The sequence below is a fragment of the Paenibacillus sp. FSL K6-1122 genome, assembly GCF_037977015.1.
Classification (GTDB): domain Bacteria; phylum Bacillota; class Bacilli; order Paenibacillales; family Paenibacillaceae; genus Paenibacillus; species Paenibacillus amylolyticus.
The window spans coordinates 4,031,387-4,047,787 of record NZ_CP150272.1 but is presented as its reverse complement, the minus strand read 5'-3'; the positions used below and the strand labels follow the sequence as shown (position 1 = coordinate 4,047,787).

Sequence of the window (16,401 nt, the reverse complement as noted above, 5' to 3'; positions counted from 1 at the left end):
GATGCAATAAACGATGAAAACACATGCTGAATTGAACTCACTTCTTGTTGACGATTATCTGGATCTCCTGAACATTGCGAAACAGCTAGGTGATGACGAATGGAAAGATGCTATTCTGCAAGCATTGAAGGAAGAAGTCGATGCGAATCATCATCTGGATTCCAAAGAGGTAAGACAGGATTTATGGATTCAATTTGAAGGCATTAATGAACAAATGCATGATCTGTTAATGCAATTGAAGCATGCCGACAGTCCTGAGGAGAAAGAGCAGATTATTGAAATGATCTGGGGATTGAAAGTAGACCGTCATGCGATCACACGTAAACTTGAAACCATGAGCCGTGCCAGCGCTGGACATCAATAAGCTCTAGGTTGATTATACATTGAAAACCCGCGTGTTCCCTGGGATTATCCCCTAGGTCGCACGCGGGTTTTGTTTTTGCTTTATTGTTTACTACACTTTAGTGAGTGTTCAAAAAGGTCGGTTTTCAGTACCGAGAAGATGGGATGAAGCTAGAAATGGAGTAGCGGAGCGTAGGGAAAACTACGTGAGCAACGGACATTTCGGCTGAATTCCATATTCGATGCTGATGATGCCATTAGGCATCCTTCGTAATCAAAAGCGGACTTTTTGAACTACTTCTATTAAAACTGTTTTGCGAAAGTGCGTGCTTGTTCGATAGCTTGTTGCTTGATCTCATCTGCACGATCTTTATATTGATTGTGCCCTTCAACAAAAATGCCATCAAGCTTCGGCACACCGAGGAATGACATGATAATGCTTAAGTAACGATGACCGGATTCCATTTGAGCCGCTGGGCCTTCGGAATAAATGCCACCGCGCGCCTGAATATGCAGTGCTTTTTTATCAGACAGCAGTCCGACAGGACCTTGTTCGGTATAACGAAATGTTTTGCCAGCTACGCAGATCGAGTCCACATAAGCCTTCAGAATAGGAGGGAACGAGAAGTTCCACATCGGGGTTACAAAAACATATTTATCTGCTGAGGCAAATTGATCCGATAGTTCATTCAAACGGCTTACTTTGGTCTGTTCTTCGGCAGTCAGATCACTGCCCGATTGCAGTTTGCCCCAACCACTGAAGACATCCGCATCGATATGGGGGATTTCCGAGCGATACAGATCGAGGTGAACAACCTCATCAGAAGGGTGACTTTCACGATACGCATCAATAAATGCTTTGCCCGTAGCCATGCTGAAGGAGGTTTCATGATCGTGAGGATGGGCAGTAATATACAATAAGGTAGACATGTAATTCTTCCTCTCTGTGCGATTAATGGGGGAACCGATGTTTGTTAGTAATAAAGCGACCGCAGTAGTATGCATCGTTTCCCCCGTTTTATACGTCAGAAAGGGATATGTATGGATTGATCATGATACTGAATTAGATGCTATATAGTGACCGGATACTCAATCCATGTATAATATACAGGACGAGTATTTATTTTCCAAAGACAATAGGATGAGTGAGATGAGCGCACATGGGAATGGACCTGGAGAAGCAACGATTAAGCATTGAAGCAGCGAAATTGTATTATCAGTCCGATTATAGCCAGCAGGATATTGCCGCAAGGTTGGGCGTGTCGCGTCCAACCGTATCAAGGTTACTTCAGTACGCCAAAGATCGTGGATATGTCCGGATTGAAATTATGGACCCGCTGGAGGATATCGACATCATTGCCGGAGAACTTAAGTCAAAATATGATCTGGATACGGCACTTGTGTGTTTTACCCCGTTGAAGAGTGATGAGGAAATACAGAAGCATATCAGTAAACGAGCAGCGGATTATCTTCAAGAGACGGTTCAGGATGCAGATATTATCGGGGTGACTTGGGGAACAACCATGCATGCTGTAGCACGCCAGCTTCGTCCCAAGCAGGTTAAAGGTGTCGAAGTCGTGCAATTGAAGGGGGGCGTAAGCCACTCCCATGTCAATACGTATGCCGCTGAGATTGTTCATTTGTTCGCTGAGGCATTCCATACGGTACCAAGGTATCTGCCGCTGCCTGTTATTTTCGACAACATTGAAGTAAAAAACATGGTAGAAGCGGATCGACATATCGGCAGAATCGTGGAACTTGGCAGACAGGCCAACATTGCTTTGTTTACCGTGGGTACTGTGAAAGAAGATGCATTATTGTTCAGGCTCGGTTACTTCAATGAAGAAGAGCAACAATTGCTGATGAACTCCGGTGCAGGTGACATTTGTTCACGCTTTTTCGATGCGGAAGGTCAGTTGATCAGTGAAGAGATTAACAGCAGAACCGTTGGAATTGATCTAGCCGAGTTGAGAAATAAGGAAAAATCAATCCTTGTCGCTGGGGGACAACGCAAAATTGAAGCCATACACGCCGCGCTCAAAGGTCATTACGCAAATATTCTGGTCACGGATCAGTACACAGCGCAGGCATTACTTCGATTTTAATTTCAAATGGATATGGATGACAACATCTGCCACGTAAAAAGGGCGGATGTTTTGCTTTTTTAGGAAGAAAATATAACGAAGAAGAAATGTAAGTGTAACTGTGAACAAAAGTTCAAGTTGATTTTTACATATGTTCATGTTAGTGTAAGTGTATAGAAAATAACTAGTTCAGATAAGGGAGAGATTTAATTGACTACACCACAATTAGCGAAAATGATCGACCATACGTTGCTTCGTGCGGACGCAACGCAAAGTGAAATGGCCAAGTTAACCGAAGAAGCGAAACAATACCAGTTTGCTTCCGTATGTGTTAATCCAGGCTGGGTTGCTTATGCTGCTGAGCAGTTGCAGGGTACTGGCGTAGATATCTGCACCGTTATTGGTTTCCCTCTGGGAGCATCTACATCGGAGACAAAAGCTTTCGAAACTAAAGATGCGATTGCTAAAGGTGCAACTGAAGTCGATACGGTCATCAACATCAGTGCTTTGAAAGATGGCAAAGATGATTACGTTGAACAAGATATTCGTGTTGTCGTTGAAGCGGCTGCGGGTAAAGCTTTGGTGAAAGTTATTATTGAAGCTTGTCTGTTGACGGATGAAGAGAAAGTACGTGCTTGTCAGGCAGCTGTGCGAGCTGGAGCTGATTTTGTTAAAACTTCTACAGGTTTCTCCACAGGTGGAGCAACGCCAGAGGATATCGCTTTGATGCGTCGTACTGTAGGTCCTGATGTTGGCGTTAAAGCTTCCGGTGGCGTACGTAGCCTGGAAGATATGCAAAAAATGATCGAAGCGGGTGCAACTCGTATCGGTGCAAGTTCTGGCGTGAAGATTATGCAGGGTGGTCAGTCTACATCTTCTTATTAAGCAAAAGCATCTTATTAAGAAAAAGCTTAATAAATAAAAGTAATGTTATATTCTCTGTACTTGGGCGTTCGACTCAGGTACAGGGAATACAACTTACACTTATATTTTAATTAACTGAACTTATTGTAAGCGCTTCATAAGTTTTCTGAAAGATTACTGATAAGAATGCTTAAGAGCCCTTTGAGCTGAATTTTCACATCCGGCTTAACTACCTTCAAAGGAGAAATCAAATGAAATTTCTAATTGCCATTATCGGCTTACTCGTTGTTTTTGGACTGGCTTATATCGCAAGCAACGGCAAAAAGCAGATTCGTTACCGGCCGCTGGCTATCATGATTGTTTTGCAAGTTATACTAGCTTATGCTCTGTTGAATACAGGAGTGGGTACTTTTTTAATTGGCGGTTTCGCGACCGTATTTAAAAGTTTACTCGACTATGCGAATGAAGGTATCGCATTTGTATTTGGGGGTTTGACTACTGTAGGTGCCGAAAGCGGGGGGGCACCGTTCTTCCTCAGCGTATTGATGCCGATTGTTGTCATCTCGGCACTCATTGGGATATTGCAGTATATCCGAATCTTGCCTTTTGTTATAAAATATATTGGTCTGGTATTAAGCAAAATCAACGGAATGGGCAGACTGGAATCATATAACGCGGTTGCTTCGGCTGTATTGGGGCAATCTGAAGTGTTCATTTCTGTGAAAAAACAAATTGGGTTGTTGCCAAAACATCGGTTGTACACCTTGTGTGCTTCGGCGATGTCCACGGTATCGATGTCGATTGTTGGTGCTTATATGACCATGATTGAGCCGAAATATGTGGTTACAGCTCTTGTACTGAACCTGTTTGGCGGTTTTATCATTGCTTCTATTGTGAATCCTTATGAGGTTACAGAGGAAGAAGATATATTGGAAGTACAGGAAGAGGAGAAACAGTCCTTCTTCGAAATGCTCGGCGAATACATCCTGGATGGATTCAAAGTTGCTATCATCGTAGCTGCGATGTTAATCGGTTTTGTTGCCTTGATCGCACTTGTTAATGGAATTTTCAGCGCGGTGCTTGGCATTTCGTTCCAGGAGCTACTTGGTTATGTGTTTGCACCATTTGCCTTCATCATGGGTGTTCCATGGAAAGAAGCGATTCAGGCAGGAAGTATTATGGCAACCAAAATGGTATCCAACGAATTCGTAGCTATGCTTAATTTGAAGGAGACTGCAATGTCTGCCAGAACAACGGGTATCGTATCTGTCTTCCTCGTGTCGTTCGCCAACTTCTCCTCCATCGGTATCATTGCTGGTGCGGTGAAGGGACTCCATGAGAAGCAAGGTAATGTGGTCGCCCGCTTCGGTCTGAAACTGCTTTACGGTGCTTCGCTTGTCAGCGTGCTGTCAGCGATCATTACTGGACTGTTCTTGTAAACCGGATTATTGGAAGGAGTGCTTAGGTTATGTCAACATTCAAAAGAGTACATCTGATCGTTATGGATTCTGTAGGGATCGGCGAAGCGCCAGATGCAGCAGAATTTGATGATTTTGATGTAGATACCTTCGGTCACATTGCACGTGAACGCGGAGGTCTGAAAATGCCTCACATGGCCAGTCTCGGACTGTCCAACATCAAAGAAATCGAGGGTGTCCCTGTAGCGGATGCACCTAAAGCGTATTACACCAAGATGCAGGAAGCATCCAGAGGCAAAGACACAATGACAGGTCACTGGGAGCTAATGGGTCTTTACATTGATACACCTTTCCGTGTGTTCGAGAATGGTTTTCCCGATGAGTTGATTCAACGCATTGAAGAGAAAACGGGCCGCAAAGTAATTGGTAACAAACCGGCCAGCGGCACGGAAATTCTGGATGAGCTGGGTGAAGAGCATGTTGAAACTGGCGCGCTCATCGTTTATACATCCGCCGATTCGGTTCTGCAAATTGCAGCACATGAGGACGTTGTTCCACTGAAAGAGCTGTATGAGATCTGTGAGTTTTGCCGTGAAATTACACTTGAAGATCCGTATATGCTCGGCCGCATTATTGCACGTCCATTTGTAGGAGAAGCGGGTAACTGGAAACGTACTGCGAATCGTCATGACTATGCACTCAAACCCTTTGGTCGTACTGTTATGAATGAACTGCAAGATGGTGGATTTGATGTGATTGCTTTGGGTAAAATCGCAGATATCTATGATGGCGAAGGTGTAACCAAGGCTGTTCGTACCGTCTCCAACATGGATGGCATGGACAAGTTGTCCGAAACGATGGATGAAGAGTTCACTGGACTCAGCTTCCTGAACCTGGTTGATTTTGATGCCCTGTACGGTCACCGTCGTGATCCGCAAGGTTATGCTCAGGCACTTGAAGACTATGATGCACGGCTGCCCGAGATTTTTGCCAAAATGACCAATGATGATCTGCTGCTGATCACAGCTGACCATGGTAACGATCCAACATACCGCGGTACAGACCATACACGTGAATATGTACCACTGCTTGCCTACTCTCCGCGCTTCAGCGAGGGCAAAAAGCTTGATCTGCGCAGCACATTTGCTGACCTTGGCGCAACCGTCGCCGAGAACTTTGGAGTGAAAATGCCGGAATACGGCACCAGCTTCCTGAAGGATTTGAAATAAGTTTTTCAAAAACTGGATAGGGGAGGTCGGAGTAGCTTGGCTGCTCCGGTCCTGCCATCATAATAGACTAATTGTATAACTGGAGGAGATTCATTCATGAGTACACATATTGGAGCAAAACCCGGGGATATCGCAGAAACGATTTTATTGCCAGGAGACCCTTTGCGCGCGAAATATATCGCAGATACGTACCTCGAAGACGTTGTATGTTACAACGAAGTTCGTGGAATGCTCGGTTACACAGGTACATATCAAGGACACCGGATTTCGGTGCAAGGTTCAGGGATGGGAATTCCGTCCTTTGCAATCTATGCTAACGAATTGATCAGCGAATATGGCGTAAAAAACCTGATTCGTGTAGGAACTTGTGGCGGTATGCAGGAGCATGTACGAGTACGTGACGTTATCCTTGCACAAGCAGCATGTACAGATTCCAGCATGAACAAACACGTATTCGGTGGATATGACTTCTCACCAATCGCTACGTTCTCCCTGCTGAAAGAAGCCTATGACCGTGCAACAGCTAAAGGTATGAAGATTCACGTTGGTAACGTGTTCAGCTCTGATTCTTTCTACCGCGATGACCGTTCCGTAACCGAGAAGTTGATGAAACATGGCGTACTCGGCGTAGAGATGGAAACAACAGCATTGTACACTATCGCTGCCAAGTTTGGTGTTAACGCACTGACCATCCTGACGGTAAGTGACCACTTGCTGACAGGCGAAGAAACATCTGCCGAAGAGCGTCAAAAAACGTTCAACGACATGATGGTAGTTGCCCTGGACACAGCAATCACACTGTAATTGTTGCATTTTATATTCATAATCATTTGATTTTAATCGAAACTTTTGTTTTAAGCACAGAGTGAAGGACCCGGAATCGATTCCGAAGAAGCGTTAGCGTTCGGAGGAATCGATCCGGAGCCGGAACGGTCCCAGTACAAAGTGTTCTATACAAATCATTTACCCGAGGAGAGATCATCATGAGAATGGTAGACATTATTGCTAAGAAACGCGACGGAAAAGAACTGACAACAGCTGAGATTGATTTTGTTGTTCAAGGTTACACACAAGGAGAGATCCCAGACTATCAAGTCAGCGCTTGGGCGATGGCGGTATTCTTCAAAGATATGACAGACAAGGAACGCGCCGATCTGACAATGTCGATGGTGAATTCCGGTGAAACGATCGACCTGTCCGCTATCGAAGGCATCAAAGTAGACAAGCACTCCACAGGAGGAGTGGGCGATACAACAACACTGGTACTTGCTCCGCTTGTTGCTGCGCTTGATGTACCTGTTGCCAAAATGTCCGGACGTGGACTTGGTCACACGGGTGGTACAACAGACAAGCTGGAATCCGTTGCTGGTTTCCACGTAGAGCTTGAAAAAGAAGAGTTCATTCGTCTCGTAAACGAACATAAGGTTGCAGTTATCGGACAGAGTGGTAACTTAACGCCTGCAGACAAAAAGCTCTATGCACTGCGTGACGTAACAGCTACCGTTAACTCCATTCCACTGATCGCCAGCTCCATCATGAGCAAGAAAATTGCAGCAGGTGCAGATGCAATCGTATTGGATGTTAAAACGGGTGCTGGTGCATTCATGAAAACAACGGAAGATGCCAAAGAATTGGCACATGCCATGGTAAGCATCGGTAACAATGTTGGCCGTAAAACGATGGCTGTTATCTCCGATATGTCCCAACCACTGGGTCTGGCGATTGGTAACGCACTTGAAGTGAAAGAAGCCATCCTCACCCTGCAAGGTAAAGGTCCAAAAGATCTGGAAGAACTGTGTCTGGCACTTGGACGTCAGATGGTATTCCTTGCTGGCAAGGCAGATTCCTTGGAGCACGCTGAGGAGAAATTGAAAGAAGTGATCCAGAACGGTAAAGCACTGGAGAAATTCAAAGATTTCTTGGCAAACCAAGGCGGAGACGCTTCGGTTGTGGATCATCCAGATCGTTTGCCACAAGCACAATATCTGGTTGAAGTCCCAGCAGATAAAGACGGCTATGTTGCCGGAATCGTCGCTGACGAAATCGGAACTGCAGCAATGCTGCTCGGCGCAGGCCGTGCAACAAAAGAGTCCGAGATCGATCTCGCTGTTGGTCTGATGCTGAACAAAAAAGTGGGTGACCCAGTCAAAGCTGGTGAGTCCCTCGTAACGATCCATGCCAATCGTGAAGACGTAGCAGACGTCATCGCGAAGATCAAAGAAAACATTACAATTGCGGATCATGCCGATGCTCCTGTATTGGTTCATGATATCGTAACGGAATAATACAATCAGAGAAGACGAGATGTAATCTCATGACTGACTGAACATGAAAGCCCCAAAGCGATGTAATCCATAGCTTTGGGGCTTTTTGTCGTAAAAGTACGCTGTTGTTATTACGAGCAACTACGGGCTCTTTATTTGCTCATACGCCATCACTGAATCTGCATTGGTGTAAATATAAGGCGTGGATGGCTCGGCTACAGGTGTCACCTTTGTGGCGCGAATTTCAATCGTATCCTTACCGTTCACCTGTGCAGAGCCAATGCTGCCATCAATTTGCACCCAGCTGTCTGTAGGGAAGCTACCCGCTTCGGGGATGTGAATCATCACGCCAAAGGGAGCCGCATCCGCGGGGCAACACATGACGAGAAATCGTCCCAGTGCAAAATGTGATTCATGATCCATGCTTTTGTCCCGATAAACGAACCCGGTTAAGGAGATATCTTTGCCTGCAAATTGTCGCTGGAACATATCAATCGTGCCGAGGGTTTCAGAGAAAATCTCGGGATAGACTCGGATGACCTGTTCTGCATACAACTTTTCCGCCAGTTCAGCGAATTCGCGGCTATACTCGTCTGGGGGAATGAATTGTACTTTGGTGGCCGATGCAGGCTGAACTGTCGTTGATTTTTGTGTGAGATCTTGTACATTCAATTGCGTTGCTGGATCAGGTAAAGGCTCTTTTCGACGAATCTCGGGAGGGGCATAGGTGAGAGACATCCCTTTCTGACTGGCCATGGAACTGCCGAGAGCCCGATCAGGTAACAGAAACCCCAGCAACAAGGGGATAGCAATCAGACCATATACCATTAAGCTACGAAGGACCCCCGAGGGTGGTGGATGTTCACAGTCGCAATGAACCTCGTTTCTGCCGAACAGTCCGTGCCATGCCATGATAACGGCAATAAACAATAAGGGAACAGGACAGCATAATAGCAGTTTTTGCATGGTAGGAGCCAAATAATAATGAAGCGAATCACTTGAATTCAACTGAATAATGTACACTGCCACCCCGCCGATCCAGCCTGCACGGATCAGGTTATGCCATTGGATGACGTGTGACCTTGGAACAGGAGGTTTGGTCATTGTATAGATAGTGTGGTTCATAACATCACCTCTTTTCTATTCATCGTCAGGATGAAAGTTCATGGGATTAACCATTCAGGCCATGAAGTATGTTGCTCAACCTTTATACCAGTAGATTAATCAACCACGAGCCGGCAAAAACGAGCGTAATAATCGCTAGACTTAGACCAATAACAAATCGGGTACGGAAGGTGGAGAGCAGCATCAGGGTGCTTTTGAAATCCAGCATTGGACCAAGCACAAGGAAGGATACCAGCGGCCCCAGTGCAAACGTATGTGAGAAGGCAGAAGCCACAAAAGCATCAGAAGTGGAGCAGAGAGACAATACATAAGCAAATCCCATCATGAACACATAGGAGGCGACAGGACCATTACCAAGTGAGATCAGATCACTGCGGCTAATGAATGTCTGGATGCAGGCTGTAATCAAGGCACCGATCACCAAATATTTGCTCATATCGACAAATTCGTCTCCGGCATGAATGAAGAAGCTGCGCCAGTTTTTTACATGGTTATGATCATGTGCATTTGCGTGCGCGTGAGGTTGCGCCATTTTAAACTCAGGGTGTGTCTTAACCTCTGTCACTGCGACTTTTGGCATCCGAAGAGGATTTCGACGAACAAACACATACACAAGCATGCCTATGGAAGCCGCTACAGCAAAGGCCAGTCCCATGCGGGCAATGGTAATCTCAGGATGGGAGGGAAAGGCAAGCAAAGTTGCCGTAAATACGATGGGATTGACTACGGGACCACTCAGGATGAACGTAACTGCGATATAGGCTGGCATGCCTTTGTGCATCAACCTTCTCACTACCGGGATCATGCCACATTCACAGATGGGGAAAATAATACCGAGTAGTCCTGCGACCAGCACACCGCCTATCGGATTCTTGGGCGTGAGTTTGCGGACCATTTCTTCGGATACGAACCACTGCATGAGCGAGGATAATAGCACACCCATGAGCAGAAAAGGTGCGGCTTCAAGGAAAATACCTATGAATACGGTTTTCATATTTTGCAAAGCTCCACTGTTCCATGTTTCCTTCAAGTCTGGAGCCATTGTGATCAACACGGGAACAAGAAATGTACAAGGGACCAGGAAGGACAGGAGCTTCAGATTGGCTGCCATTTTCATGAAACAGACCTCCACAACTAGGACTTTGCTAAAATATATGCTTGTACGTGCGGCAACATACATCATTCCAATGTTCTAATCAACATTTTTACGATTAATCAAGATTCTTCATCGATATGTAGAACTGGCGTGAACTGAAAGATCCTTTTCCTGCATGGAGTTGACAAAAGAAAGAGCATCAGCTAATATCATTAAATAGTAATAATTACGATTAAATAAGAGGAGGCAACAACCATGAGAGTCATTGTAACTTTAGCCTGCACCGAGTGCGGGGACCGCAACTACACAACAACCAAGAACAAACGTAACCATCCGGAGAGACTGGAGATGAAGAAGTACTCCCCACGTTTGAAGAAAATGACGATCCATCGGGAAACCAGATAAAATTTTTTTGTTATTTTTAAATCGTAATATTTACGAAAAGAGGGAATGGCATGATACTATCCTCCATGCGTGATGTTGTATTTGGATATGGCAAAGAGCCGGTCATTGATCAATTGTCGCTGGATATCCATGTGGGAGAGTTCATAGGCATCACAGGTCCCAATGGTTCTGCCAAAACGACTCTGTTAAAGCTGCTACTAGGGCTATTGAAGCCCTGGAGCGGCACGATACATATGAATCCGCAGTTGAAACGTGGGAACAAGTCCAATATCGGTTATGTGCCCCAGCAGGTGGCATCGTTTAATAGTGGATTTCCCAGTACGGTGAATGAACTGGTCCGGTCCGGGTGTTACACCAGGCTGGGATTATTCCGCAGATTCACAGCAACGCAGGATGCCATCGTTGAACGTAGTCTGCGTGAAGTTGGCATGTGGGAATATCGGAATACACGCGTCGGTGAGCTGTCTGGTGGACAGAAGCAGCGGATCTGTATTGCCAGAGCTATGGCTGGGCAACCGCAGGTTCTGGTACTGGATGAGCCAACCACGGGAATGGACCGCCACAGCCGTGAAGGATTTTACAATCTGATGCGCCACTATGTTGATGCTCATGGGATAACGATTATTATGGTTACTCATGGACTGGAAGAGATGGGAGATCGATTGGACCGAACGATTACTCTGGAGCGGCAAGAAAGTGAGGAATGGCAGTGTTTGAGTACGAATTCATGCAACGTGCCTTCTGGGCAGGTGGACTGATTGGAGTCATCGCTCCAATTCTCGGGGTCTATCTGATGCTCAGGCGGCAGGTACTAATGGCAGACACGTTATCCCATGTCTCACTCGCAGGAGTTGCGCTCGGTTCAGTCATGAATCTTAACCCGGTGATCTGCGGATTCGCGATTGCAATTATCGGTGCATTACTGGTTGAACAACTGCGGCGAAGTTACCGAACCTACAGCGAGGTACCTGTGGCGATCATCATGACTTCGGGGCTGGCTCTTGCTGTGGTATTGATGAGTCTCAAAACCAATCTGTCCAAGACCTTCAGCTCATACTTATTTGGATCTATTGTCGCGGTTAGCGATATACAATTGTGGATGATGGCAGGTGTGTGTGTCATTGGTTTACTTTTTTTCATCCTGCTCCGAAGACCGTTATATAACTTTACGTTTGATGAAGAGACTGCTTCCATTGGAGGCGTTCAGGTAAGAGGTTTATCGTTTGCATTTGCCATTCTGACAGGAATGACTGTAGCTTCAGCCATGCCGATCGTCGGTGTGTTGCTGGTATCTGCTCTCATTGTTTTACCTGCTGCCTTGGCATTGAGAGTGTCTCGCAGTTTTACATCAGCGATTATTGTCGCGGTAATTACAGGATTAATCGGTATTTTTAGCGGGCTCACAACATCTTACCATCTAAATACACCACCGGGAGGAACAATTGCACTCATCCTGTTGGTTATCCTATTGACTGGAATATCAGCGCAAAAGCTGATTGCACGATATAACCGCAAGCGTCACCGCAAAGAAACGAAATCACAGCACGTCATTCTGGTCAACCATTCTAGGAGGAATACATCACATGAAATTCAGTAAAAAAGCTACGCTCGGATTGTTGTTTAGTCTTACACTTATCGTCGCAGGCTGCGGACAAAAATCCGCTTCTGATGCAAATACAGCTTCGACAGGCACTTCCGTTCCAGTCGAGACGGAAACCGAAAAATTAAACGTGCAGGTCAGCTTCTACCCGATGTATGAGTTCACCAAAAATGTGGCAGGTGATCTGGCCGATGTGCATACACTCGTTCCAGCAGGAATGGAGCCCCATGATTGGGAGCCCACACCACAAGATATTGCCAGCCTTGAAAAAGCGGATGTGCTTGTATACAACGGTGCGGGCATGGAATCTTGGATTGATCAGGTCACCGGAAGTCTGAGCAATGCTTCACTCATTCAGGTGGAAGCGAGCAAAGGAATTAACCTGCTTGAAGGTGGAGAGCATGATCACCATCAAGAAGATTCAGAGACAACAGAACATGACCACGATCATGAGCATGCGAATGAAGCGACTACAGAAGCACATGATCACGATCATGCGGATGAAGCAACTGCTGAAGAACACGACCATGATCATGACGCAGAGGCAGAGGCAGAGGCAGAAGCAGAAGCAGAAGCAGGACATGATCACGATCACGGTGGACTCGACCCCCACGTATGGCTGTCACCTGCATTGGCTGTAAAAGAAGTGCGCAATATTGAAGCAGGTTTGGCGCAGGCTGCCCCGGAACATGCCGAACAGTTCAAGCAGAATGCAGATGCCTACATTGCTCAACTGGAGTCACTGGATCAGGACTTCAAGGCGGCTGTGACGGATAGCAAACGTAAGGATTTCATCACACAACACGCTGCATTTGGTTATCTTGCCAAGGAATATGGATTGCAACAGGTGCCCATCGCAGGATTGTCTCCTGAGCAAGAACCTTCAGCAGCGCAGATGGCATCTGTCATTGATTTTGCAAAAGAGCATCAGGTGAAAACGATTTTCTTCGAAACACTGGTTTCATCCAAAGTGTCTGAGACAATCGCAAGTGAAGTGGGGGCCAAGACGGCTGTATTGAATCCGATTGAGGGACTCACCGAGGAAGAAATTGCGGCGGGAATGGACTACATTAGCGTGATGAGACAGAATATGGAGGCTCTGAAACTGGCACTAAACGAATAATTTAAAATCAGTTTGATGCCTGTCACCGAAAAAGGTACAATAATACAACATGCTGAGGAATGGATCGCCATTCCTTTGCCTTTTTGCAAAGCAGAGAGCACAGTGATGTGCTCTCTCTTTGTTGAATAAGGTGACCGGATCAAGCAGAACAGGAGGACGCATTGCATGAATTTAAATGAGGAACATGAAGTGCTGTTAAGTGAACAGCCTGCCCATCTGTGGAGACGGCGTAAGCTGGAGCTGATGCACTGGACGGAACGTGATAAACATACAGTATCCGCGAAGAAAACAGAGATTTGGAACGGTGTTGAAGTTGATGCCGAACTCGTGAAGGCATTGTCCATACTTCAGAGTGCGGGCGTGAGGACGGAATTTTCATGTGCAGGGGTGAGTCCACTTGATGAACCTGTCGATCATTCCCTTTATGCTTATGTTACCCTGATACAAAGTGAGGTAGCAGATCAATTCGTGCACTATGCCCTCCGTCGGATGCGGAATCGACTGCTCGTTACGCTAGAGGCCGAAAAGGGCCGCTATGATCTGTCTTCTTTTTTCATTGGACACAATCGGAGCTTCTGCTGGTGGATGGAGCACTGTGCCTTACAGTTTGGAAGCCGAAACGAATCGAGTGAAAAAAGCGTAGTATAAAGGATAGGCTTGTTTACTTGATTGTTTACTTGAAGGTAAAGGAGGTATACACGATTGAATAAGTGGGTCAAAACGATACTTTTTCTACTAGGCTCCGTCTTTCTTACACGATTCATCCCATTTTCGTCCTTGTTCCGTAACCTGGATACGATGATTCACGAATTCGGTCATGCACTAATGACACTGATATTGTCCGGTAAAGTGCTGCGCATTGAATTATACGCTGATCATAGTGGTGTAACTTACTCATCCATGCTGACGCCAGGCAGATCGATCCTGGTTTCTCTGGCGGGATATATCAGTGCATCACTGTTCGCCTTGCTGTTGTTTTACTTATACCGTAAAGGCTTGCACATGTGGGGACTCGGTATTATGACGGCTGTCGCTCTGGTGTCGCTCCTGTTATATGTAAGAGGGGAGTTCGGCATGTTATGGCTGACCGGGTTCATCGTACTGAACGTTGTCATTATGATTTTTGGTGCCAAGATCGTGAAGTACTATTATCTGTTACTGGCGTTTCTTACGCTGGAAGAGTCGGTTGTTAGTGCGGTATACGTTGGACTTATGTCCTGGACTCAACCTTCACGGGCAGGGGATGCAGCGAACCTGGCTCAGCAGACATTCCTTCCGGCGCTGTTCTGGGGCACGTTGTTCGCTTTGTTTGCACTGTGGTGTGCCAAGGGAGCACTCGGTCTCTTTTTCCGCAAAGAAGGCACTTCGCGATCGTCACGGTCTCGGGGATTACGAAGAGCGTAACGGATATAAAGTTATATCAAAGCAAAGAAGGCACTTCCTTTCTTCATAAAAGGATAGTGCCTTTTGTTTTTGGACTTACTTCTGATATTAAAGCCTGATATTAAAGAAATTGAACCTAATCTCCAAGATTATCCCATAACACATAAAAGTAATAAATCTCTTCCATAATCGCCTTATCGTCCTCTGCGGTAACGCCTCCCTTCATCCGAGCAAGGGTCCCCAGAATATCATAAATTGATTCACGCTCCACACTGAACTGAATGCGGTTGACGACTTTATCCCAAGCTTGCATTGCATAATTGATTTGGGACTTGGCTTCAGTCCATTGTTTTCCCTCGACTTGTTTCTCCAACATCTGTACAGATTCAAGCAAGCGATCATCGGTACCAAAGGGCTTTTTGAGAAAGGCTCCGCTAGCCATAATCGCAACGAACACAAGAATGAGGAAGATCGGAAGCACATATAACAGCCAGAAACGCGTTTTCATTCAACCGCCTCCTTGATGTAAAGAGTTTAGAAAGGTCCCTCATAATCGCCCATATCGATTTTTTCGGTGATTTTATCTTCGAACAGATCAACATACAATTTGTCATTAGGCAATATGGCGGCAAAAGCAATATCCTGTATCGTGATCTTTTGTTTCTTAAGCTGTTCACTGAGCCAGTTGATATCTTTATTTCTTTCCTCCAGATTTTGCTTAATCAGCAGGCCATCAATGATAATCTCGGTCATCAGCTTGCTCTTGGGCGGGTGCATATGCATGTCTTTGGCGGTTACCGGTTGATTCTCAGGTTTCAAAACAACCGAGAGGCTGCCATCCGGTTCCAGAATCGCATAATCCAAAGTCGTAATATCAAATACATCCTTTTGCCGCAGCATCATGGTCAATTCATCAAATTTGACTCGCATTTTACTCAGGTTCTGTTCGAGAATTTTACCGTTCTGGATGATCAATGTTGGATCAGAGTCCATTAGTTTGGAGATGGTGCGATTTTTCAACGTAATATACTGAAAGATGATCGTAATGATTGTGAAAATGGTCAAGGCCACAAAATGAATCCACGCCTTGGACGAGAGATCGGTTGCAAACGTACCCGCAATGGAACCGATTGTAATACCGTTAATGTAATCAAAATACGTCAAGTTACCCATCTGCTGTTTGCCCAGCACCCTTGTATAGATGATCAGGGTCAGAAAGGCAATAATAGACCGTACGGCAACAACCCATGTTTCTTCCATCATATATGTATCACCTTCCTTTATTTCACCGTAGCTGTAATAAGAGATTGTTTAAAAAGTTTGCTTTTGAACATGTATTATAACAAGCTTTTCCTATGCTGGAGGATCTTATGCTTGAACGCAAAAAACCGAAACCTGGGTATGTATCCCAAGCTTCGGTCTCATTAAATACCTATATTAGTTGAACTGATTCATGTACACGTTAATC

At 45.6% G+C, this 16,401-nt stretch carries 18 protein-coding genes; 13 read left to right on the top strand and 5 right to left on the bottom strand.

All coding sequences use genetic code 11. The features are described 5' to 3' along the window. Positions 1–13: 13 nt before the first annotated feature. Positions 14–364, top strand: a complete 351-nt coding sequence (locus NSQ20_RS18265) for a hypothetical protein (protein WP_036613800.1) — start codon at positions 14–16, stop codon at positions 362–364. Positions 365–645: 281 nt separating this feature from the next. Here NSQ20_RS18265 and NSQ20_RS18260 read toward each other — a convergent pair whose 3' ends face one another. Beyond that, on the bottom strand, positions 646–1,272 hold the full coding sequence (locus NSQ20_RS18260; protein WP_340030509.1) for an FMN-dependent NADH-azoreductase: 627 nt from the start codon (positions 1,270–1,272) through the stop codon (positions 646–648). Positions 1,273–1,508: 236 nt separating this feature from the next. Here NSQ20_RS18260 and NSQ20_RS18255 point away from each other — a divergent pair, with 236 nt between their 5' ends. From NSQ20_RS18255 to NSQ20_RS18230, 6 genes are all read left to right on the top strand, one after another. Beyond that, complete coding sequence (locus tag NSQ20_RS18255; protein ID WP_036613997.1) at positions 1,509–2,447, top strand: sugar-binding transcriptional regulator; 939 nt, start codon at positions 1,509–1,511, stop codon at positions 2,445–2,447. A gap of 213 nt (positions 2,448–2,660) precedes the next feature. Continuing rightward, positions 2,661–3,311 (top strand): deoxyribose-phosphate aldolase, encoded by a 651-nt coding sequence (gene deoC / locus NSQ20_RS18250; RefSeq protein ID WP_036613998.1) that lies wholly within the window; start codon positions 2,661–2,663, stop codon positions 3,309–3,311. A 230-nt stretch (positions 3,312–3,541) separates the two neighbouring features. Next, positions 3,542–4,729, top strand: coding sequence for a NupC/NupG family nucleoside CNT transporter (locus NSQ20_RS18245; protein WP_036613804.1), 1,188 nt, complete (start codon positions 3,542–3,544; stop codon positions 4,727–4,729). Between the two features lie 29 nt (positions 4,730–4,758). After that, positions 4,759–5,937: a phosphopentomutase gene (gene deoB / locus NSQ20_RS18240; protein ID WP_340030507.1), complete on the top strand. Its 1,179-nt coding sequence runs from the start codon at positions 4,759–4,761 to the stop codon at positions 5,935–5,937. A 96-nt stretch (positions 5,938–6,033) separates the two neighbouring features. Further along, positions 6,034–6,741: a purine-nucleoside phosphorylase gene (deoD, locus tag NSQ20_RS18235; RefSeq protein WP_017688193.1), complete on the top strand. Its 708-nt coding sequence runs from the start codon at positions 6,034–6,036 to the stop codon at positions 6,739–6,741. Positions 6,742–6,920: 179 nt separating this feature from the next. Continuing rightward, on the top strand, positions 6,921–8,222 hold the full coding sequence (locus tag NSQ20_RS18230) for a pyrimidine-nucleoside phosphorylase (protein ID WP_036613808.1): 1,302 nt from the start codon (positions 6,921–6,923) through the stop codon (positions 8,220–8,222). Positions 8,223–8,342: 120 nt separating this feature from the next. On the opposite strand, the gene NSQ20_RS18225 is transcribed toward NSQ20_RS18230, so the two are convergent. Both NSQ20_RS18225 and NSQ20_RS18220 read right to left on the bottom strand, forming a co-directional pair. Then, positions 8,343–9,326 (bottom strand): TIGR03943 family protein, encoded by a 984-nt coding sequence (locus NSQ20_RS18225; protein ID WP_340030505.1) that lies wholly within the window; start codon positions 9,324–9,326, stop codon positions 8,343–8,345. Positions 9,327–9,408: 82 nt separating this feature from the next. Next, positions 9,409–10,443 carry a permease gene (locus NSQ20_RS18220; RefSeq protein ID WP_340030503.1) on the bottom strand — a complete coding sequence of 345 codons (1,035 nt, stop codon included), beginning with the start codon at positions 10,441–10,443 and terminating at the stop codon, positions 9,409–9,411. Between the two features lie 234 nt (positions 10,444–10,677). Here NSQ20_RS18220 and rpmG point away from each other — a divergent pair, with 234 nt between their 5' ends. The 6 genes from rpmG to NSQ20_RS18190 all read left to right on the top strand — a co-directional run bounded on the left by rpmG (position 10,678) and on the right by NSQ20_RS18190 (position 14,954). After that, complete coding sequence (rpmG, locus tag NSQ20_RS18215; RefSeq protein ID WP_036613813.1) at positions 10,678–10,827, top strand: 50S ribosomal protein L33; 150 nt, start codon at positions 10,678–10,680, stop codon at positions 10,825–10,827. A 50-nt stretch (positions 10,828–10,877) separates the two neighbouring features. Then, positions 10,878–11,585, top strand: coding sequence for a metal ABC transporter ATP-binding protein (locus NSQ20_RS18210; RefSeq protein ID WP_091029617.1), 708 nt, complete (start codon positions 10,878–10,880; stop codon positions 11,583–11,585). Further along, entirely contained in the window at positions 11,531–12,424 is an 894-nt protein-coding gene (locus NSQ20_RS18205; RefSeq protein ID WP_127549154.1) for a metal ABC transporter permease, read from the top strand. The genes NSQ20_RS18210 and NSQ20_RS18205 overlap by 55 nt, the downstream gene beginning before the upstream one ends. After that, positions 12,411–13,550, top strand: a complete 1,140-nt coding sequence (locus NSQ20_RS18200; protein ID WP_340030502.1) for a metal ABC transporter substrate-binding protein — start codon at positions 12,411–12,413, stop codon at positions 13,548–13,550. Before NSQ20_RS18205 ends, NSQ20_RS18200 begins: the two co-directional genes overlap by 14 nt. A 165-nt stretch (positions 13,551–13,715) precedes the next feature. Then, positions 13,716–14,198, top strand: coding sequence for a hypothetical protein (locus NSQ20_RS18195; RefSeq protein WP_036673725.1), 483 nt, complete (start codon positions 13,716–13,718; stop codon positions 14,196–14,198). 54 nt (positions 14,199–14,252) lie between these two features. Further along, complete coding sequence (locus NSQ20_RS18190; protein ID WP_340030501.1) at positions 14,253–14,954, top strand: M50 family metallopeptidase; 702 nt, start codon at positions 14,253–14,255, stop codon at positions 14,952–14,954. 115 nt (positions 14,955–15,069) lie between these two features. On the opposite strand, the gene NSQ20_RS18185 is transcribed toward NSQ20_RS18190, so the two are convergent. Further along, positions 15,070–15,441, bottom strand: a complete 372-nt coding sequence (locus NSQ20_RS18185) for a DUF4363 family protein (RefSeq protein ID WP_047843301.1) — start codon at positions 15,439–15,441, stop codon at positions 15,070–15,072. Positions 15,442–15,467: 26 nt separating this feature from the next. Further along, positions 15,468–16,196, bottom strand: coding sequence for a DUF421 domain-containing protein (locus NSQ20_RS18180; protein ID WP_105599036.1), 729 nt, complete (start codon positions 16,194–16,196; stop codon positions 15,468–15,470). Positions 16,197–16,401 lie beyond the last annotated feature (205 nt).